Origin of the sequence: Arthrobacter sp. Leaf69 (genome assembly GCF_001422645.1) — a bacterium.
In the GTDB taxonomy this organism is placed as follows: Bacteria; Actinomycetota; Actinomycetes; order Actinomycetales; family Micrococcaceae; genus Arthrobacter.
In genome coordinates, this window is sequence record NZ_LMLR01000013.1 from 217,783 (window position 1) to 237,124 (window position 19,342).

18 protein-coding genes, 1 tRNA gene and 1 pseudogene are annotated in these 19,342 nt (G+C 63.7%); 13 read left to right on the plus strand and 7 right to left on the minus strand.

From position 1 onward, the window contains the following. The first annotated feature begins 28 nt into the window (after positions 1-28). The 3 genes from gltB to pyk all read left to right on the plus strand — a co-directional run bounded on the left by gltB (position 29) and on the right by pyk (position 7,664). Positions 29-4,639, plus strand: a complete 4,611-nt coding sequence (gene gltB / locus ASE96_RS13980; protein WP_056431547.1) for a glutamate synthase large subunit — start codon at positions 29-31, stop codon at positions 4,637-4,639. Next, complete coding sequence (locus ASE96_RS13985) at positions 4,632-6,089, plus strand: glutamate synthase subunit beta (RefSeq protein ID WP_056431550.1); 1,458 nt, start codon at positions 4,632-4,634, stop codon at positions 6,087-6,089. Before gltB ends, ASE96_RS13985 begins: the two co-directional genes overlap by 8 nt. A gap of 75 nt (positions 6,090-6,164) precedes the next feature. Beyond that, positions 6,165-7,664 (plus strand): pyruvate kinase, encoded by a 1,500-nt coding sequence (gene pyk, locus ASE96_RS13990; RefSeq protein ID WP_056431553.1) that lies wholly within the window; start codon positions 6,165-6,167, stop codon positions 7,662-7,664. A 117-nt stretch (positions 7,665-7,781) separates the two neighbouring features. Here the strand turns inward: pyk and ASE96_RS13995 are convergent, their stop codons facing one another. Further along, positions 7,782-8,189 (minus strand): DUF302 domain-containing protein, encoded by a 408-nt coding sequence (locus tag ASE96_RS13995; RefSeq protein ID WP_056431556.1) that lies wholly within the window; start codon positions 8,187-8,189, stop codon positions 7,782-7,784. A gap of 147 nt (positions 8,190-8,336) precedes the next feature. On the opposite strand from ASE96_RS13995, the gene ASE96_RS14000 reads away from it, so the two are divergent. Both ASE96_RS14000 and ASE96_RS14005 read left to right on the plus strand, forming a co-directional pair. Beyond that, positions 8,337-8,705 carry a YidH family protein gene (locus ASE96_RS14000; RefSeq protein WP_056431559.1) on the plus strand — a complete coding sequence of 123 codons (369 nt, stop codon included), beginning with the start codon at positions 8,337-8,339 and terminating at the stop codon, positions 8,703-8,705. Continuing rightward, positions 8,705-9,088 carry a DUF202 domain-containing protein gene (locus ASE96_RS14005; protein ID WP_056431562.1) on the plus strand — a complete coding sequence of 128 codons (384 nt, stop codon included), beginning with the start codon at positions 8,705-8,707 and terminating at the stop codon, positions 9,086-9,088. Before ASE96_RS14000 ends, ASE96_RS14005 begins: the two co-directional genes overlap by 1 nt. Positions 9,089-9,153: 65 nt before the next feature. Here the strand turns inward: ASE96_RS14005 and ASE96_RS14010 are convergent, their stop codons facing one another. Further along, the gene (locus ASE96_RS14010; RefSeq protein ID WP_056431565.1) at positions 9,154-9,759 is read right to left on the minus strand and encodes an ANTAR domain-containing response regulator; all 606 of its coding nucleotides are present in this window, start codon (positions 9,757-9,759) and stop codon (positions 9,154-9,156) included. A 205-nt stretch (positions 9,760-9,964) separates the two neighbouring features. Here ASE96_RS14010 and ASE96_RS14015 point away from each other — a divergent pair. Continuing rightward, positions 9,965-10,046 (plus strand) — tRNA-Leu (locus tag ASE96_RS14015). A gap of 87 nt (positions 10,047-10,133) precedes the next feature. Next, entirely contained in the window at positions 10,134-11,264 is a 1,131-nt protein-coding gene (locus tag ASE96_RS14020) for a tyrosine-type recombinase/integrase (protein ID WP_056431569.1), read from the plus strand. 343 nt (positions 11,265-11,607) lie between these two features. Here the strand turns inward: ASE96_RS14020 and ASE96_RS14025 are convergent, their stop codons facing one another. Next, a complete protein-coding gene (locus ASE96_RS14025; RefSeq protein WP_162238829.1) occupies positions 11,608-11,847 on the minus strand; it encodes a helix-turn-helix domain-containing protein in 240 nt (79 codons plus the stop codon). A 273-nt stretch (positions 11,848-12,120) separates the two neighbouring features. On the opposite strand from ASE96_RS14025, the gene ASE96_RS14030 reads away from it, so the two are divergent. After that, positions 12,121-12,594: a hypothetical protein gene (locus ASE96_RS14030; RefSeq protein WP_200913059.1), complete on the plus strand. Its 474-nt coding sequence runs from the start codon at positions 12,121-12,123 to the stop codon at positions 12,592-12,594. On the opposite strand, the gene ASE96_RS19200 is transcribed toward ASE96_RS14030, so the two are convergent. Then, positions 12,548-12,871, minus strand: coding sequence for an ArsR/SmtB family transcription factor (locus tag ASE96_RS19200; protein WP_156367603.1), 324 nt, complete (start codon positions 12,869-12,871; stop codon positions 12,548-12,550). The two genes, ASE96_RS14030 and ASE96_RS19200, sit on opposite strands and share 47 nt — an antisense overlap. A 182-nt stretch (positions 12,872-13,053) precedes the next feature. Here ASE96_RS19200 and ASE96_RS14035 point away from each other — a divergent pair, with 182 nt between their 5' ends. From ASE96_RS14035 to ASE96_RS19610, 3 genes are all read left to right on the plus strand, one after another. After that, a complete protein-coding gene (locus ASE96_RS14035; protein ID WP_056431574.1) occupies positions 13,054-13,968 on the plus strand; it encodes a sigma factor in 915 nt (304 codons plus the stop codon). A 268-nt stretch (positions 13,969-14,236) separates the two neighbouring features. After that, entirely contained in the window at positions 14,237-14,746 is a 510-nt protein-coding gene (locus ASE96_RS19205) for a hypothetical protein (RefSeq protein WP_156367604.1), read from the plus strand. Further along, on the plus strand, positions 14,746-15,861 hold the full coding sequence (locus ASE96_RS19610) for a C40 family peptidase (protein ID WP_056431580.1): 1,116 nt from the start codon (positions 14,746-14,748) through the stop codon (positions 15,859-15,861). The genes ASE96_RS19205 and ASE96_RS19610 overlap by 1 nt, the downstream gene beginning before the upstream one ends. Here the strand turns inward: ASE96_RS19610 and ASE96_RS19755 are convergent. Further along, positions 15,810-16,277 (minus strand): helix-turn-helix domain-containing protein, encoded by a 468-nt coding sequence (locus tag ASE96_RS19755; protein WP_326952462.1) that lies wholly within the window; start codon positions 16,275-16,277, stop codon positions 15,810-15,812. The two genes, ASE96_RS19610 and ASE96_RS19755, sit on opposite strands and share 52 nt — an antisense overlap. Positions 16,278-16,429: 152 nt before the next feature. Next, positions 16,430-16,561: a DUF7793 family protein gene (locus ASE96_RS19835; RefSeq protein WP_442853899.1), complete on the minus strand. Its 132-nt coding sequence runs from the start codon at positions 16,559-16,561 to the stop codon at positions 16,430-16,432. A 160-nt stretch (positions 16,562-16,721) separates the two neighbouring features. Here ASE96_RS19835 and ASE96_RS14050 point away from each other — a divergent pair. Continuing rightward, a pseudogene (locus tag ASE96_RS14050) lies at positions 16,722-17,537 on the plus strand (ISL3 family transposase); the annotation flags it as partial. Positions 17,538-17,716: 179 nt separating this feature from the next. Continuing rightward, the gene (locus ASE96_RS19210; RefSeq protein ID WP_156367605.1) at positions 17,717-18,319 is read left to right on the plus strand and encodes a hypothetical protein; all 603 of its coding nucleotides are present in this window, start codon (positions 17,717-17,719) and stop codon (positions 18,317-18,319) included. Positions 18,320-18,473: 154 nt separating this feature from the next. On the opposite strand, the gene ASE96_RS14055 is transcribed toward ASE96_RS19210, so the two are convergent. Further along, positions 18,474-19,082: a hypothetical protein gene (locus ASE96_RS14055; RefSeq protein ID WP_156367606.1), complete on the minus strand. Its 609-nt coding sequence runs from the start codon at positions 19,080-19,082 to the stop codon at positions 18,474-18,476. Positions 19,083-19,342 lie beyond the last annotated feature (260 nt).

The window sequence follows — 19,342 nt, forward strand, 5'->3', positions numbered from 1 at the left end:
CGCACGATCAGGAGGAAGGACGTCTCCCATGACCCAAACCCTGCACAGCCCCAGTTGGTCCGAGCCGCAACAGTCCGCCACGTCGCCCTTCAAGCGCTTCGCGGCGCTTCCCGAAGCCGCCGGGCTCTACAACCCCGAGCAGGAAAAGGACGCCTGCGGCCTCGCCATCATCGCCACGTTGCGGGGGGAGCCGGGTTACGACATCGTTGACGCCGCCCTGACCGCCCTTCGCAACCTTGAGCACCGCGGTGCCGTGGGCGCCGATGAAGGAACCGGCGACGGCGCCGGGCTGCTCATGCAGATCCCGGACGAATTCTTCCGCGCCGTCACCGACTTCGAACTCCCCGCCCCCGGGCAGTTCGTCGCGGGCACGGCGTTCCTCCCGTCCGAGAAGCGCGAATCCGATGCCGCAAAGGCCGGGATCGAAGGGCTCGCCGCCGACGAGGGCCTGACCGTCCTCGGCTGGCGCGAGGTGCCGATCGTGGCTGATCTTGTCGGGGCGATGGCCCGGGCCTGCATGCCGTACTTCTCGCAGCCGTTCCTCGCCTCCAGCACCGGGGAAGTGCTGGAGCGGAACGAACTCGACGCCCGCGCGTGGCGCATCCGGAAGCGCGCCCAGAACAAGTTCGGCGTGTACTTCCCGTCGCTCTCCTCCCGGACCATCGTCTACAAGGGCATGCTGACCACCGCCCAGCTCGAGCCGTTCTACCCGGACCTCTCCGACAAGCGCTTCAAGACCAAGCTCGCGATCGTTCACTCGCGCTTCTCCACCAACACCTTCCCGTCCTGGCCGCTGGCCCAGCCGTTCCGCACCATCGCGCACAACGGCGAAATCAACACGGTCAAGGGCAACCGCAACTGGATGCGCGCCCGCCAGTCGCAGCTCGCCAACCCGTTGCTGGGGGACTCGCCGGAAGAGCTGTACCCCATCTGCACGCCCGGCGCCTCCGACTCGGCCTCCTTCGACGAGGTCGCGGAACTGCTCTGGCTGTCGGGCCGGCCGATCACGCATTCGATCATGATGATGATCCCCGAGGCCTGGGAAAACCACGCCACAATGGATCCCGCCCGCCGCGCCTTCTACGAGTACCACTCGCTGCTCATGGAACCCTGGGACGGCCCCGCCGCCGTTTCATTCACCGACGGCAACCTGGTCGGCGCCACCCTGGACCGCAACGGCCTGCGCCCCGGCCGGTACTGGATCACCGAGGACGGCCTGATCATCTTCGCGTCCGAGGTCGGCGTGATCGACGTCGAACCGTCCAAGGTGGTCAAGAAGGGCCGTGTTTCACCCGGCAAGATGTTCCTCGTGGACACCGACGCCGGCCGGATCATCGACGACGCCGAGGTCAAGGCCGAGGTAGCCGCCGCGAACCCCTGGGCGGAATGGCTCAAGGAAAACCTGATCGACCTCAAGGACCTCCCCGAACGCGAGCACGTGGTCCACACCGCCGCCTCGGTCAACATCCGCCAGCGCACCTTCGGCTACACCACCGAGGAACTGAAGATCCTGCTCGGCCCGATGGCCCGCACCGGGGCCGAACCGCTCGGCGCCATGGGCTCCGACACCCCCGTGGCCGTGCTTTCCAAGCGCCCCAGGCTGCTCTTCGACTACTTCGTGCAGTCCTTCGCGCAGGTCACCAACCCGCCGCTGGACGCCATCCGCGAAGAGCTAGTGACGTCTCTGACTTGCGCAATCGGCCCCAACGGCAACCTGCTGGACACCAAGCAGGTCCGCCAGCCGCAGGTTTCCCTGCCGTTCCCCGTGATCAACAACGACCAGCTCGCCAAGATCGCGAACATCGAAAACGCCGACGGCGACAAGGTCGCCATGAAGGTCCGCGGCCTCTACCGCCCCGAGGGCGGCGAGAACGCCCTCCGTGCCCGGCTCACCGAAATCTGCGAGCAGGTGTCCGGCGCCATCAACCGCGGCGTGCAGTATGTCGTGCTGTCGGACCGTGACTCGAACGCCCAGTGGGCGCCGATCCCGTCCCTGCTGCTCGTCAGCGCCGTGCACCACCACCTGCTGCGCAGCGCCAACCGCACCAAGACCGCACTCGTGGTCGAGGCCGGCGATGTCCGCGAGACGCACCACGTGGCCGTCCTGATCGGCTACGGCGCATCCGCCGTAAACCCCTACCTGGCCATGGAATCGGTGGAGCAGCTGATCTCCACCGGCGACGTCGTCGGCGTCACCCCGCAGGACGGTGTCTACAACCTGATCAAGGGCCTCGGCAAGGGCGTCCTGAAGATCATGTCCAAGATGGGCATCTCCACCGTGGCCTCCTATACGGGCGCGCAGACCTTCGAAGCTCTGGGTCTCGGCCAGGACCTCGTGGACGAATACTTCTCCGGCACACACTCCCAGCTCGGCGGCGTCGGCCTCGACGTCATCGCGGCCGAGGTCGCGGCGCGGCACCGGATGGCGTACCCCGAGAACGGCATTGAAGTGCCCCACCAGCCGCTGCTCGGCGGCGGCGAGTACCAGTGGCGCCGCGACGGCGAGCCGCACCTGTTCAACCCGGAGACCGTGTTCCGGCTGCAGCACGCCACGCGGGAGCGCCGGTACGACATCTTCAAGGCGTACACCCGCGGCGTGGATGACCAGTCCGAGAACCTCATGACCCTGCGCGGGCTCCTGAAGTTCAAGGCCGGGCTGCGTCCCGCGGTCCCGCTCGAGGAAGTGGAGTCCGTCTCCAGCATCGTCAAGCGGTTCTCCACCGGGGCGATGAGCTACGGCTCCATCTCCCAGGAGGCGCACGAGACCCTGGCGATCGCCATGAACAGGCTGGGCGGCAAGTCCAACACCGGTGAAGGCGGCGAGGACGTGGACCGGCTGCTCGATCCCGAGCGCCGCTCCGCGGTCAAGCAGATCGCGTCCGGCCGTTTCGGCGTGACCAGCCTGTACCTGACCAACGCCGACGACATCCAGATCAAGATGGCGCAGGGTGCCAAGCCCGGCGAGGGCGGCCAGCTGATGGCGCAGAAGGTCTACCCCTGGGTGGCCCGGACGCGGCACTCGACGCCCGGCGTCGGACTCATCTCCCCGCCGCCGCACCACGATATCTACTCGATCGAGGACCTCGCCCAGCTGATCTATGACGCCAAGCGCGCCAACCCGTCGGCCCGGGTGCACGTCAAGCTCGTCTCCGAGGTCGGGATCGGCACCGTGGCGGCCGGCGTCACGAAGGCCAAGGCCGACGTCGTCCTCGTTTCGGGGCACGACGGCGGTACCGGCGCCTCGCCGCTGAACTCGCTCAAACACGCGGGTGTGCCGTGGGAGCTGGGCCTCGCCGAGACGCAGCAGACGCTCATGCTCAACGGCCTGCGCGACCGCGTGGTGGTGCAGGTGGACGGCCAGCTGAAGACCGGCCGCGACGTCGTGATCGCCGCGCTGCTGGGCGGCGAGGAGTTCGGTTTCGCCACCGCACCGCTGGTGGTCTCCGGCTGCATCATGATGCGCGTCTGCCACCTGGACACGTGCCCGGTGGGCGTCGCGACGCAGAACCCCGAGCTGCGCTCCCGGTTCAACGGCAAGCCGGAATTCGTGGTCAACTTCTTCGAATTCCTCGCCGAGGAAGTCCGCGAAATCCTGGCCGAGCTGGGCTTCCGGAGCATCGAGGAAGCGATCGGCCACGCCGAAATGCTCGACACCCGCGAGGCGATCAACCACTGGAAGGCCGAAGGGCTGGACCTGGACCCGATCCTGCACGGGCTCGAGTTCGACGACGACGCCCCGCTGCGCAACCTCACCGGCCAGAACCACGAGCTGGACAAGCACTTCGACCAGCGCCTCATGGTGATGGCCGCGGAAGCCTTGAGCGACCGCACACCGGTCAAGATCGCCGTCGACGTCATCAACACGGACCGCTCCGTCGGCACCATGCTGGGCCATGTGGTCACCAAGACCTTCAGCACCGACGTGCTGGCGACGGACACCATCGACATCACGCTGACCGGCACCGCCGGCCAGTCGCTCGGTGCGTTCCTGCCGGCCGGCATCACGCTGCGGATGTTCGGAGACTCCAACGACTACGTCGGCAAGGGTCTCTCCGGCGGCCGCATCATCGTGCGGCCGGACCGCACCAACGTCTTCCCGGCCGAACGCAACGTCATCGCCGGAAACGTGATCGGCTACGGCGCCACCAGCGGCGAGATGTTCCTGCGCGGCCAGGTCGGCGAACGCTTCCTGGTCCGCAACTCCGGAGCGACGGCGGTGGTCGAAGGAATCGGCGACCACGGCTGCGAGTACATGACCGGCGGACAGACCCTCATCATCGGGCGCACCGGCCGTAACTTCGGTGCCGGCATGTCCGGCGGCACAGCCTACGTGCTGGACCTGCAGACCGAACGGGTCAACAAGCAGGCCCTCGAAACCGGTGAGCTGCAGTTGCGCGAACTCGACGCCGAGGACCGTGACATTGTCCATGGACTGCTGGTGAAGCACTCCGAGGAGACCGAATCGCTGCTTGCGGCACGGCTGCTGGAGAACTTCGACGACACCGCGGCCCGCATCACCAAGGTGCTGCCGCGCGACTACGCGGCCGTCCTGCAAACCCGTCTTGACGCCATCGAAGAGGGCCTTGACCCCGACGGCGAAGAAGTTTGGTCTCGAATCCTGGAGGTGACCGGTGGCTGATCCACGCGGATTTCTGAAAGTACGTCAGCGCGAAACCCAGCCCCGCCGTCCCGTTCCGGTCCGCATCATGGACTGGAAGGAAGTCTATGAGGCCCAGGAGAAGGGCGTCCTCAAGTCCCAGGCCGGCCGCTGCATGGACTGCGGTGTGCCGTTCTGCCACCAGGGCTGCCCGCTGGGCAACCTCATTCCGGAATGGAATGACCTCGTCTGGCGGGACAAGGGCGAGGAAGCAATGGAACGGCTGCACGCCACCAACAACTTCCCCGAATTCACCGGGCGCCTCTGCCCGGCGCCCTGCGAGGCGTCGTGTGTGCTGGGCATCAACCAGCCCGCCGTGACCATCAAACAGGTCGAGGTCTCGATCGTGGACCAGGCCTTCGAAAACGGCTGGGTCAACCCGCTGCCGCCGGCACGCCTCACCGGCAAGACGGTCGCCGTCGTCGGCTCCGGCCCGGCCGGACTCGCCGTCGCGCAGCAGCTGACCCGGGTGGGGCACACCGTCGCCGTCTACGAGCGCGACGACAAGATCGGCGGGCTCCTGCGCTACGGCATCCCCGATTTCAAGATGGAAAAGGAACAGGTGGACCGCCGCCTGGAGCAGATGAAGGCCGAGGGCACCCGCTTCCGGACCGGCGTCGCCGTCGGCACGGACGTGACCTGGGAGCAGCTGCGCCGCCGGTACGACGCCGTGGTGGTTGCCACCGGCGCCACCGTCCCGCGTGACCTGCCGATCCCTGGCCGCGAGCTCGAAGGTGTGCACTTCGCGATGGACTACCTCGTCCCGGCCAACCGGGTGGTGGCGGGGGAGACGGTGGAGAACCAGATCAACGCTGCCGGAAAGCACGTTGTCATCCTCGGCGGCGGCGACACCGGCGCGGACTGCCTCGGCACCGCTCACCGCCACCAGGCCGCCTCGGTCACCACCCTGGCGATCGGCAAGCAGCCGCCCGCGGAGCGCGCCGGCCACCAGCCGTGGCCGACGTTCCCCACCCTGTTCGAAGTTGCCAGCGCCCACGAGGAAGGCGGCGAACGCACCTACCTCGCCTCCACCGTGGAGTTCGTCGGCGAGAACGGCAAACTGACCGGCGTGAAGGTGGCCGAAACCGAATTCGTCGACGGCAAACGCCTCCCGAAGGCCGGCACCGAGCGGATCATCCCCGCCGACCTGGTGTTCCTGTCCCTGGGCTTCACCGGCCCGGAGCGGGCGGGGATCACCGAGCAGGTCAGCGCCGAATTCGACGGCCGCGGCAACGTGGCCCGGGACGGCTACTACATGACCAACACGGAAGGCATTTTCGTCGCCGGAGACGCCGGCCGCGGCCAGTCGCTGATCGTCTGGGCCATCGCCGAGGGGCGCGCCTGCGCCGCCGCGGTGGACAAGTTCCTGATGGGCAACACCATCCTCCCGGCTCCCGTGGCGCCCACCGACCGGGCCATGGCCGTTCTTTAGGAGCGTCCCGCCGGCCGGCGGCTGTTACATTCCGCCAATAACTTCATCAATGCAATCGACTACTAGGGTAGGTATATGAGACGCGCTAAAATCGTGGCCACGTTCGGACCGGCAATCGCAAGCTTCGAGAACACTCTCGCTGTGCTGGAAGCCGGCGTCGACGTGGCACGCATGAACATGAGCCACGGTGACTACTCCGTGCACGACAGCACGTACGAGAACGTCCGCAAGGCAGCAGGGCAGCTCGGCAAGGCCGTCGCCATCATGGCCGACCTCCAGGGCCCCAAGATCCGCCTCGGCCGCTTCGTGGACGGGCCGCACCTCCTCGCCGTCGGTGACACCTTCACCATCACCACAGAAGACGTCCCGGGCACCAAGGACATCTGCTCCACGACGCTCAAGAGCCTCACCGAAGACGTCAACCCGGGCGATGCTCTCCTGATTGACGACGGCAAGGTGGCGCTGAGGGCCATCGACGTCGACGACGTCAAGGTGGTCGCGCAGGTGATCGTGGGCGGCTACGTGTCGAACAACAAGGGCATCAACCTGCCCGGTGTTGCCGTCAACGTTCCGGCGCTGAGCGAAAAGGACGAGGACGACCTCCGCTGGGCCATGCGCCGCGGCGTGGACATGGTGGCCCTCTCCTTCGTCCGGGATGCCTCGGACATCAAGCGCGTCCACGAGATTATGGACGAAGAAGGCCGCCGCGTGCCGGTGATCGCCAAGATCGAGAAGCCGCAGGCCGTGGAGCAGCTCCCCGAGATCATCGATGCCTTCGACGCCATCATGGTGGCCCGTGGCGACCTCGGCGTGGAACTTCCCCTCGAGGAAGTCCCGATCGTCCAGAAGCGCGCCGTTGAACTGGCCCGCCGCTGGGCCAAGCCGGTCATCGTGGCCACGCAGGTGCTGGAATCCATGATCGACAACCCGCGCCCCACCCGCGCCGAGGCCTCCGACTGTGCCAACGCCGTGCTCGACGGCGCCGACGCAGTGATGCTCTCGGGCGAGACCAGCGTGGGCAAGTTCCCGATCGAGACCGTCAAGACCATGGCCCGGATTATCGAGTCCACCGAGGTCCACGGCCTGGAACGCGTCCCTCCGCTGGGCACCAAGCCCAAGACCCGCGGCGGCGCCATCACCCGTGCCGCCGTCGAAATCGCCGACCAGCTGGATGCGAAGTACATCTGTACCTTCACCCAGTCCGGTGACTCCGCCCGGCGCCTCTCGCGGCTGCGCCCGGTCCGGCCCGTGTTCGCCTTCACCCCGGTGGAGCACGTCTGGAACCAGCTCGCGCTGACCTGGGGCATCCAGCCGGTTCTGGTTCCCATGGTGGGCCACACCGACGAGATGACCGCCCAGGTGGACCGCAGCCTGCTGAGCCTGGACCTGGCCGAGGACGGCGATATGGTGGTCATCGCGGCCGGCTCGCCTCCCGGAAAGGCCGGTTCCACGAACATGCTGAAGGTCCACAAGGTGGGCGACCTGGCCGACGCGGGCAGCACGGGCGACTCCGAGGTCGCCAAGGATAAGCTCGGCCCCTGGCCGGAAAAGAAGAAGCGGAACACCAAGATCTAGTTCCGCAGCTCAGACGAAAGGGAGGGTCCCCGCCACGCGATTTACGCGGCGGGGACCCTCTCCTTTTTTGTGTTGCTTGGTCGCTTACAGCTGGGGCCCAGTGCCCGCCACTGCCCCTTAACCGGTGAGGCTGGCAAGGGCTTTCCGCAGCCGGGTGTCCGCATCATTGGCGACGTCCTGGACAGCAGCGCTGTTGCTGAGCTGGACCATCGTCTGAGGATCAATGGCACTGATGGTCGTCACGACGTCGCTCGTTCCTCGGCGGACCACAACGTTGCAGGGCAACAGGGCGCCGATTTCGGGATCGGCAGCGAGGGCGCGGCTGGCCAGCGCCGGGTTGCAGGCACCGAGGATGACGTAGTCGCCGACAGCGGCAGCCGCGTCAGCGCCGAGCTTGGCCTCGAAGGTAGCGCGAACGTTGATTTCGGACAGAATGCCGAAGCCTTGATCGGCCAGGGCGTCGCGGGTCCGCTGCACTGCCTCCTGCCAGTCAAGGGGAAGAGTCACGGTGTGGGTGTAGCTCATTCGGAGCTCCTTTCGATACCCCATTGTATACCCCCGGGGGTGTTTGACGACCCTGGGTGGTATCTGCAATGCTCGAAGGGTCCCCGGGTGATCCTGCGTGAATAGGCATGAGCGGCCCGGTGGTTCCCCCCTCGACCTGAAAGTGCCATGACTAACGCAACGAGACGATTTCCGGCAGCCTTGTATTCCCAGGGATCAGATCCGGACGCCCGGTTCAGCCTCGCCAATGAACGCACATACCTAGCCTGGATACGGACCTCCCTGGCGCTGATTGCCAGCGGCGTTGCTTTGGAGGCGCTGGGGCTGAACCTGCAGGACGGGCTGCGCCTTTCGGCGTCCGTAGTCCTCATCGTCGCCGGAATTGCCGCGCCCGTGCAGGCGTGGTTCGGGTGGATGCAGATCGAGCGTGCACTGCGCCTCGACAGGCCGCTGCCGGCCGCCCGCTTGGCGTCCCCGATTGGGGCTGCCGTTTCCGTGGCTGGGATCCTGGTGGTCTTCGCGGTTGTCCTCGCCTGATGACCGGCGGTCCTGAGAACGCACCCGGCCGGATTCACCGGCCGTTCGACGCGGGCCTGCAGCCGGAACGGACCGCTCTAGCCTGGCGCCGGACGGCGCTGGCGGTCGCCGTCGGATCCCTCGCGGCGCTCCGCATCCTGCCGGAGCTCCTGGGTTTGTGGGCACTCGCTCCGGCCGCGCTGGGCGCTGCCGTGTCACTCGTGGCGCTCATTGTCACGCAGCGGCGGTACCGCAGGATTCACACAATCCTCACCACGTCCGACAGCGACAGGGTCGCCCTCAGCGGGGGAGCGGTGCCTGCCGTAATGGCCGTGGCCACAGTGGCCGGCGGAATTATGGCGCTGGCTGCCGCAGTGCAACTTGGCCAGCGGATACCGCATTAGCGCTTAAATTGCCGGGTCCGGGAGGCCGCGGGTGAGCGGCTTCCCGGACCCGGGGGAGAAGCGTCTTAGTTGACCTGGTTGATGATGGTCTCGGCAACCTCGCGCATGCTGAGGCGGCGGTCCATGGAGGTCTTCTGGATCCAGCGGAATGCCTCCGGCTCCGTCAGGCCCATCTTGGTGGTGAGGAGGCTCTTGGCGCGTTCCACGAGCTTGCGGGTGGCGAACTGCTCCTGGAGGTCGGTCACTTCACTTTCGAGGGCCTTGATTTCCTCGTGGCGGGACAGCGCGATTTCCAGCGCCGGAATCAGGTCGGCAGGCGTGAACGGCTTGACCACATAGGCCATGGCACCGGCGTCGCGGGCGCGCTCGACGAGTTCCTTCTGGCTGAAGGCGGTCAGCAGGACCACCGGGGCGATCCGGGCCTTGACGATCTTCTCGGCAGCGGAAATGCCGTCCATAACGGGCATCTTGACGTCCATCAGGACCAGGTCCGGCTTCAGTTCTTCGGCGAGCTGAACGGCTTTTTCGCCGTTGTCCGCTTCGCCGACGACGTCGTAGCCCTCGCCCCGCAGGATCTCGATGATGTCGAGGCGGATAAGGGTCTCGTCCTCGGCGACAACCACGCGGCGCGCCGGCGTGGTCGTGGGGTTTGACTCCGTCTGTTCTGACACGGGAACTCCTTGGAAAGGTACGGCGGGAACTAGACCATCTTAGGTTCCGCCCGCTGGTGTACTTGGACCGGACTGGTTCGATGCGGCGTCACTGGCGCGATTCTGGAATTCAGCCTATCTGCATGTAGAGTAATTTCGCGCACCGGAAGCGATCGCGTTGCTCACAGCACTGTGGTTGAGTGATTGTTACACCGGTGTACTCCGCGCCCGAGTGGCGGAATTGGCAGACGCGCCGCACTCAAAATGCGGTATCGAAAGGTGTGTGGGTTCGAGTCCCACCTCGGGCACAGTGTTTCCGCAGGTCAGGCGCCCCTTGGGGCGCTGAGTGTGGACAAAAGTACTAAAAGTGTGGACAGCGGCGTAGCATTTTTTCTATGGCCAGCATTCGAAAACGCACAAAAAAGGACGGTTCGACGTCCTTTATGGTCTGCTGGCGGGACCCGGCCAACCGCACGGAACAGGGCATCACGCTGCCCACTGAGTCCGAAGCTATCACTCTGAAGCGCCTCCTTGACGCCAACAATCAGTCGTTTGAGATCGCCCAGCATGCGATGGTCGCGAACCAGACCCAGGCACCCACCGTCGCGGCCGTGATCCAAGAGCACATCGACCTTCTGGTCCGGCCATCTGTTGGCACGGTGCACACGTATCAGACCATGCTGAAGCTGCACATATCCGACGTAATCGGGCACATTCCTGTGGACAAGCTTGATTACCGGCACCTGACGTATTGGATCAAGGCCATGCAGATCAAGGGCCGGTCCGCCAAGACCATCAAGAACAACCATGGCCTCATTTTCTCGGCGATGGAGACGGCGATCCGGCTCGGCTACCGGAAAGACAATCCGTGCCGAGGGGTGCAGCTCCCCTCAGGCGAAAAGGCAGAGGATGAGGCCAGGTTCCTGACGCACGCTGAATTCGGCCTGATTCTGGAGGGCATGGGGGATCGCTACAAGGCCTTTACGGAATTCTTGGTCATGACGGGAACGCGGTTCGGCGAAGCGACTGCGGTAACTGTGGCGGACGTGGACCTGATGTCGAAGCCGGCAACGATGCGGATCAACAAGGCATGGAAACGCGGTACTGATTCCGAGTATTACGTCGGAGCGACCAAGACCGGTGCCGGCAAGAGGACGGTTTCGCTGAATCCTCATTTGGTGGAAGTTTTGATTCCGCTGGTGGCCAGCCGCTCTGGCTCGGAACTCTTGTTCACCACGCCCAAGGGCGAGCGAATTGTTCACAAGCTATATTGGCACCACTACTGGGTGCCGGCCGTTGAAGCTGCCCAGGCCCGCGGCCTAAAGAAGTCACCCCGGATCCACGATCTGCGCCATACGCATGCGTCCTGGCTGATTCAGGATGGAGTATCGCTGTTCACGATCTCCAGGCGACTCGGGCACGCATCTACGCGAACGACTGAGCAGGTGTATGGCCACCTGATGCCGCAGGCGCTCCAGGATGCCGCCGACGCCGTCGAGCGTTCCGCGGTTGTGTGGCGTGGATAGCCATTGGCGGTCGGTGTACCTAAGAGAACTTCTTACGAGCCTGTGCGCGCGTCCCGATTATGCGGACGGACGGTGCCGTCGGGCCCGTGGATCGGACTTCGCGTAGCTCTGCAATCTCCCTGAGGTGGGCAGACGTGAAGATAATCTTTCCCTTGCCCCAGACGGCGTGCGGGAACTCGCCCTTGGCAGCCCCGTCCCTTAGCCATGCTTCTGAACATTTGAGTACGGTGGCAGCCTCTGCCGGTTCGAAGAATTCAAGTTTCATACCCCTGCCCGGTCCCTTCGTCGTGATGCGGCGAGGACGGCGTGTGCGAGTCCTGCCCCCGTTCATGTGAGCTGGGAATCACGGCGGCATGACGGTCACCTGGAAACTCGCTTCCAGGGCCGCGGCGTGGAGCTGTACCTGCTCGGCGGAAGCACTGAACTGAGTCGATGAGCGCTGCACCAGCCCGGCGTCGAGGAGGAGGCCGAGTTGCCTTCGGATGGCTGAAGGCGAGGCGCAGAGTTCCCTGCCGATCTGGCCACAGGTTGAGGGCCCGTTCCTGAGCAGGAAGCGGATAATTCGGCTTCGCGTTCGGTTCATCAGAATGCTCGACATGGGGACCACAACCCGGGGAATGGTGAAGGACTGCTGCTGTAGACGGGTCTACAGAAGCAGGCTACTCCGGTTGAGGTCATGTTGGAAAGACCAGGGTGCGTGAATGAATCCTCAACTGGTTTCAGCAGTTGATTGCCGCGCCCGGACGACTCAGGCAATACTGGGGCGAAAGGGGGTCGTTTCGCCTGACCAGGCTGTCGGCCCCCGCATCAGATCGAGGGGTGGGCAGCGCTGATGGACGTGGCAGGTCGCGGTGACATGTTGTCTCCCCAGGCCCAACTGGCTCGTCGCCTGAATCTGCTGCTCGACGTCGTGGTTGCCGAACGTGGGAAGGCCGTAACGTTCCGCGAGGTCCAGGCCGATCTCGAGGCTAGGGGCATCAAGTTGTCCCGCGCGCGCTGGTTCTATATGAAAGAGGGGACTGGTCGTCTGGTCAGCGATCCGGTGCTATTGGCGGAGCTGTGCAACATCTTCAACGTTGACCCCTCGTACCTGATCGGTGACAACGCCAACTTGCCCGAACGGATCGATTCGCAACTCGAGTTTGTGAAGTCGCTCCGTGCGGCCAGGGTGAAGACCTTCGCGGCGCGGACGTTGGGCGACGTTTCTCCGGAGACGCTGAGGGCCATCTCTGAATACCTCAACAAGGACATTGAACGCCATCCCGGAGCGGAAGAAGCTGCAGCTAATCCTTCAGAAGATACTGAAGATGAGCCGCCAGCAACTCCTTAATCCGCGCGGGGTTGGCTGAATAGCGGGGAGAGCGGCCATGCCGCCGGCCCGGCTCAAGGTCCACCGCGATGGCGCCGGTCTCCTCAAGTGCAAGTAGGTGCTTGGCTACGCTCGGCTCGCCGGCGCTCACTGCCGCCACGATGTCACCGCGGGTCGCCGGACCGTGAGCGGAAAGGTAGCGGAGGATCTCATTCCGTGATCTGTTGCCAAATGTCGCGACAGCGGCCTCGACGTCGTTCGACCAGGCTTCGTCGTGAGGCTGCGTGATCCTGGGCATGGAACCATTCTCACCGAACGATCCGCGAAAAGTAAGACCCGCAGTCTTGACGATACTTTAATTATCTTTGAAAATAGTTTGTATAGCTTTCCTGTCGTAGAGGTCAGCCTTGGCTGTCGCCGCCACTCTTAGGGCGCCGGTCGTGCCGGCGCTGGACTTATTGGAATCGTTAAGTTGAAGCGGTGAAGACCATGCGAGTCGAAGCCAAGTCGAATCAAGCCCCACAAGATCAGGCAATTGCTGGAAGTATCGACATCTCCCTGCGCGGTGCGCCGGAGCCCGCCGCGGTTGCCGTTCCGGTAGATCAAATCATGATCGCCGTCGACGGCGTTCAGCGGTATGTGGTTTCGCATCTCTCGCGGATCGGCCGGGCCTGCGACGTGGACGACGTTATGCAGGACATCCGGGTCGCGGTGTGGGATGGGGTGACCCGGGAGCATTACCGCCGGCTCCCCGGTATTCCGTTCGGTGCTTGGGTTCAGGGCGTGTGCGCGAACGTTTGCGCCGCACACGTCCGTCGGGAACTGAGTCATCAGACGCTCCCGCTGATCGTGGAACCAGGGAATGCCGACGGGCCGACGTCCTTTGTTCCTCTGGCGTTGCTGGGCATGGACCGGAGCGGAGGTCAAATTGCCGAGAAGATTATTGACCAGCAATGGGCACGAATGATCATTGAGCTGACTCGGGCCAGCGTGCCGGCCGGAGTTTGGGATCTCGCCGTCGACAGTCTCACCGGGCCGCGACACTATGGTCCGCCGTCGCCGCAGGACCGCCGGCGCTGGCACTCGGTGACCGTAGTGCGACAGACGGCGAAAACCATTCAGAGTGCACTGGACGTTGATCAGGCGGCCCTCCGCAACATCGGAGACGTGTGCAAGCACGCAGCAGAGTGCCTGCCCACACCGGTACTCCGCAGGACAGCTGAAAGTATCGTTCGCCCCGGCCTACGAGGACCCGAACGGAAGAGGGCTCTGGAAGCATTGGCGGCCCAATTGGGCGTCACCGAGCGCTATCTGGCTGTCCAGATCGGCTTCGCGCGCCGGTTGTATCAAACCGCGTGGCGGATTCTCCAGGCCGGGACGCGGACTGCCTACTGAGTCATGTTGTGGGTCCGCCCACTCGCCATGAGCAGGCGACGAGGAGGCCCGGATGTCCCTATTGCGGAGAAGCTCGCTGCCTGGTTCAAACACCCGGCGTCGATTATGGATCGCAGCAATCGCGCTCTTGATTGTGGTCACAGCGCTCATCGCTCTCACGTGGTCGACGCCCACGCCCGCAAGGGCTCCGGTCGCTCCGCCGTCGACGACGCCTACCCCTCAGAGTCCGGCAAACGGTTCCACCGGTACGCAGGCACAAACTCCCACGGTGGCTCCTGACGTTGTGATTGCCGATGCGGAGGGCGCACCTCGCACTGATGACTTCCGCAAGCTCGCAGCCGCGACGGCGACGGCGATCTACACCTGGGACACGCGTACGTCTTCCTACTCAGAAGTCTACTCACGGCTCCGTGGCTGGTGGGACGTGTTGCCGGACGGGGCCAATCCCTTAGCAGTCCTGGTGCAGGAGTTCGAAGCGACCGGGGTCAACGCGGGAAGCTACGCGACTTTGGCTGATCAGCAGGCGTACCGTTCGGCCGCGGTTGAATCCCTGCACTGCGACAGCGAGCTGGCCAAGGTTCGGGAGCGGCCGGCGCCATGGGAGGGACTGCATGTGTGCACAGTCTCCGTCAGCGTTCTGGATCAATCAATTTCTGCTCGCAACACCTACACGGCACCTGTCAGCATCATGGTGAACTGTCCGCCGGCTGTTACGGCCCCGACGGATCATTGCGTCATGGTCGGCTTTTACGCCACTCCGAGCAGGATCGTCTATTGATGCCGGCCGCCATGGTGTTTGCTGGGCTGGTCAAGCGCCGGGCCGTTCTGCGGGTTTCGCTGGCCGCGGCCTCAATCTTGATCCTTGTGGGTTCCATTGCGTTTAGCGCAGCCGTGGTGGTGCTCGGCGCGAGCGCGGCCGACACCCCGTCCGTCTGCTCGCAGAGTGGCGCTGCTGGCCAGCCCGGCGCCAGCGAATCCGGTGCCCTGAGCATTCGCACAAGCAGCCGGGCCCCGGCCAGTGTGACCGCCAGGCAAATGGCCGTTGCGGGGGACTACGTTTCCATTGGCCAGCAATTGGGGATCCCCCGGGATGGCCAAATCATCGCAATCATGATGGCGCTGCAGGAATCCAGCCTCAGAGTCCTCGCCAACGTGAACGTACCTGCCTCGCTGCAGTACCCGCATGACGGCCTCGGCAGCGACCACGATTCCCTCGGCACCGCCCAGCAACGTCCCGCGGCTGGCTGGGGGACCGTTGAGCAGTTGATGGATCCCAAGTACAACGTGCGAGCCTTTTACGGCGGACCTTCTGGCCCCAACCGTGGCAGCCCGCCGGGGTTGTTGGATATCCGAGGTTGGCAATCCATGAACAAAGGCCAAGCTGCGCAGGCCGTTCAGGTGTCGGCGTTTCCGGAGCTGTATGCGCGGTGGGAGGCCGAAGCGACGGCCATTGTTGAGGCGCTCGACGGCGGGATGTCACCGGCCAGGTGCTCCGATACGTTGCCTTCCTCGACGCACACGGTCGTGCCCACAGATCTAAGCCAGATCCGAAAGGACATCCTGCGGTTTACCCAGGAAGGAGTCGGCGGCGCCTACGTATGGGGCGGCACGGCGTACAAGGCGTGGGACTGTTCCGGATACGTCCAATGGATCTACAGGCAGGCCGGAGTCAATCTGCCGAGAGTGGATCAATGGAGGGTCGGGACGCGGACCGACAATCCGCAGCCGGGGGACCTGGTGGTCCAGAACGCACAAGGGCCGGCCGACTGGGGACACGTTGGCATTTATGCGGGGGACGGGATGATGTACAGCGCGTTGAACCCTGCGGTGGGTACTTTGCTTCATCCCGTAGCTTGGAATTCCGACACGGAGTATTTTGATCTATTGCTGTGACCTGTCGTTACGCCGACCTTAGAAATCCAAAGGTATATCTTGGGGCTCCGAGACCGGGCGAGCGCATGCAGCGCTTGCCAAGGATGGGTTGCGCTGGGAGCCGTGGCCGGCGCTTCGAGCTGCTGAGGAGGTTGATAGGGCGCAAACGAGAGGGAGCGGGCAGTCATGCCAGCAATCGTTGTTCGGGAAATTCCGAAGTCGCGGGCAAGCTGCGCAACGGGTTCACCGCCTTCGACCAAGCGGTCAGCGCTTCGAATCTCGGTCGGCGGACTTCTGTCGCGTAGAAACGTGTGTGGAGCCCCACCAGGTTCGTCGTTGGCTGCTCCGATGTGTCTCGTAACTAACGGGGATACGCCGATTCCCTGAAAAGGTTTCGAGACATAGTTACGAGAATCGACGGCCGCGGACGAACCCACACCATCCCGCGGAAGCTAAAGCATTGCCGACGCACCGGTCGCCGGTTCGACGAGTCGCCTCGTATCCCAAGGGATACGAGACGCCGGGCAGGCGGAATTAGTTGCTGAACCCAGCAATGTCACACCTCGATGCTTGGCCCAGCGTCTACTGTTTAGCCCTCTTTGAGCCAGATCATTGCTTCGTCCGTTGATGGGAAGAACTGGGTGGGGCAGGAATGGTTGTGCCGGGAGGCGTAAAAGCTGGCTATGACTTCGTCTACGGGGCAGGCGGCGACGAGGGCCATCCGCGCGAGCGGCCACGTTCAGAGAAAATCTCCGTGGCGCTGCGACTGATCGACTTCATACTGGCCATTTCGACCAGCAATGGAAGGCTGCGCCCTGAACTTAGCTCAGCGGCGCGGCTTTTTAGAGCGTTCGCTTCGGTTTCAGTGACCACTGCTCCGGGTGTCCACCGCACGGGTTGATGAGCACGTGTGGAGGCATACGCGGCGCGGGGACAGGTATGTCACCGTGATCATCGACCTGACCCCGGCCCGGGCCGGCCCGGCTGCTGGACATGGCGCAGGGCCGCTCCAAGGCCGTGTTCAAGTCCTGGCTCGCCGAACGCCCCCAGACGTGGCGGGACGGGCTCGAGGTCGTCGCGATGGACGGGTTCAGCGGCTTCAAGACCGCCACCGCCGAGGAGCTCCCCGGTGCGGTGGCCGTCATGGGTCCCTTCCACGTGGCCCGCCTGGCCGGCGACGCGCTCGACCGGTGCCAGCGGCGGGTCCAGCAGCAACTCCACGGCCACCGGGCCGTACGCATGACCCGCTCTATGCTGCGCGGCGGACCCTGCACACCGGTCTGGACCTGCTCACCGAGAAGCAGCAGGACCGGCTGGAGACCCTGTTCGCGGCCGACGAGCACGTCGAGGTCCACACGACCTGGAGCGTCTACCAGCGTATGGTCTCCGCCTACCGCGAAACCGACCGCACGAAGGGCAAGGACCTGATGACCAAGCTGATCTCCTCGGTCAGCCAGGGCGTCCCCTCCGCGCTGCGGGAAATCGCCGTGCTGGGACACACGTTGTAGAAACGCGCCGCCGATATCCTGGCCTACTTCGACCGCCCCGGAACCTCCAACGGTCCCACGGAGGCGATCAATGGCCGGCTCGAACACCTCCGCGGCTCGGCCCTGGGCTTCCGGAACCTCACCAACTACATCGCCCGCTCGTTGCTCGAAGCAGGCGGATTCAGCCCCCGGCTACACCCCGGATTGTGAAGAGATACAAGCCTCTTTGACAGTCTTATGCGGATACTCCCAGAATGGGAAGACATTTTAGTCTTGGTGCGCAGTCCGGAACATATCCCCTCGCCCCACCGCGGCCACCCAGGAACCTCGGATGAACTCATTTCCGAGACGACGGATGGGTCAGCGATTAGCGAAAGAAAGGCGATCAGGTGAGAAGCAACAAGATGGACTATTGGGTTCGTCAATTTCTCGGAAACACCGGCACTGTTTCTTCCAAAGAAGCGATGAGTGCACTTACTGAAATTGAGCGAAACCTCTCTGCAGGTCTTTTTCCGACGACGGGCGGAGCTGTTTCACTCCTCGCAAGGGAAGACGTCGAAGAAATCTACCGGTCAAATCGGGGCCTCTTCCCTAAGTTTCGACCGACTGTTCCGGACACGGGCGGACGGCGCGCAAGAACGCTTTCTGAATGGTACGTGGCTGCTATCGAGCAAGCGATTATGTACAATCGCAATCCCCTAACCTTGGGGAACCTTCTTCTCCCAAGCGCGATTATGATGGGAGTTCGACCTTTTGGACTCAAGCATGCAATCGCGATGGATGGTCTTCTCCACACCTACCACTTCAGTGGTATCGACTGGCGGCGAATTCACGGCTATGCCACAAGTCTGTACGGTGCGATTCCCGAGATCGGAGAAGCCCCCTATTGGCTAACGAACGATCCCGAGCCCCTCTCTGTTCTCGCATTGACCGACGGATCAACGCACGAGTTCCTGCGGCTGAATTATGGCTATAATATTTGGACCTCCTGATAGAAGCCTCGGACAAGTCGCTCGTCTCCATAAAGGACCCATGCTGACAGGTCCACGCGGCAGTAGCCTTCACCCGAAGTAGGCTGTGACATACTGCTCCAGAGATCTTCAGTTCATCCCTCGGATAAATAAGCCACGGCCTTCCTGCGGTTTGTCAACGGCTGCGCACTCCTACTTGTGGCAATTTCAATCCCAAAAGCCCGAAGCGCTTAGCGTTTTCTTGATAGACGACATCTGTGTTAATGAGTGGAGACTCCAAAGAGACTTCTACAGGCCCGTCTACGAGAAAATCAATGGTGACGCTTGCCCCGCGGCGAATGAGCCTGGGCGCCACCATTGCGGAGTATGCATTCACTTTGAAGGCCTCGATTCGCCCCACAGCTTCCCCGTCCTGAGTGCGCATATCGAGTACGTCGATGATGTCTCCACCCTCACGAACCGGAACGAAGAGTTCCGTGGGGTCTGAGGATATGGTCTCGACGAAAACCTCAAGGTCGTTCATGGAATCAAAGTCTTCCGACTTGATGTCCGAGGGTCCTAGGTTCTTCAGGGTGACCTGAACAAGGCGTGGATCGCTTACTTTTTCGTCGTTGTAGCTGACCACCAGGCCGCGAGCACGAGAGCCTTGAGATACCAACTGCAACACTTCCCATGTGAAAAGCAGTTTGTTCCGCCTATTACCCCAGCGGCGCGCGCCTATGATGGCGCCTAGCCCCACGATGATGCCACCAATGGCTAACCATTCCGATACTCCTAAAGTCATGCGCTCATTGTCTAACAAGTGCAAGGCGTGGGTGTGGAGGGCAGGCTCTGCCAAATCCCGCCGAGGCGTTCAGTGGGGGGGGTGCTGCAGAAAAGGACCGGCTAACGGGCACATGTCGATTGCGCCTGCATGTGGCCCGACTCAACGTGTCTCGAAACCTCTGCGCCTCGAAACCCTAGGGTTACGAGACTCGCCGCCAATCCGGGTGATGGCTGTCTCCGGCCTTATGCAGCACGAACGCGAGAGTCTGCTCATCACGA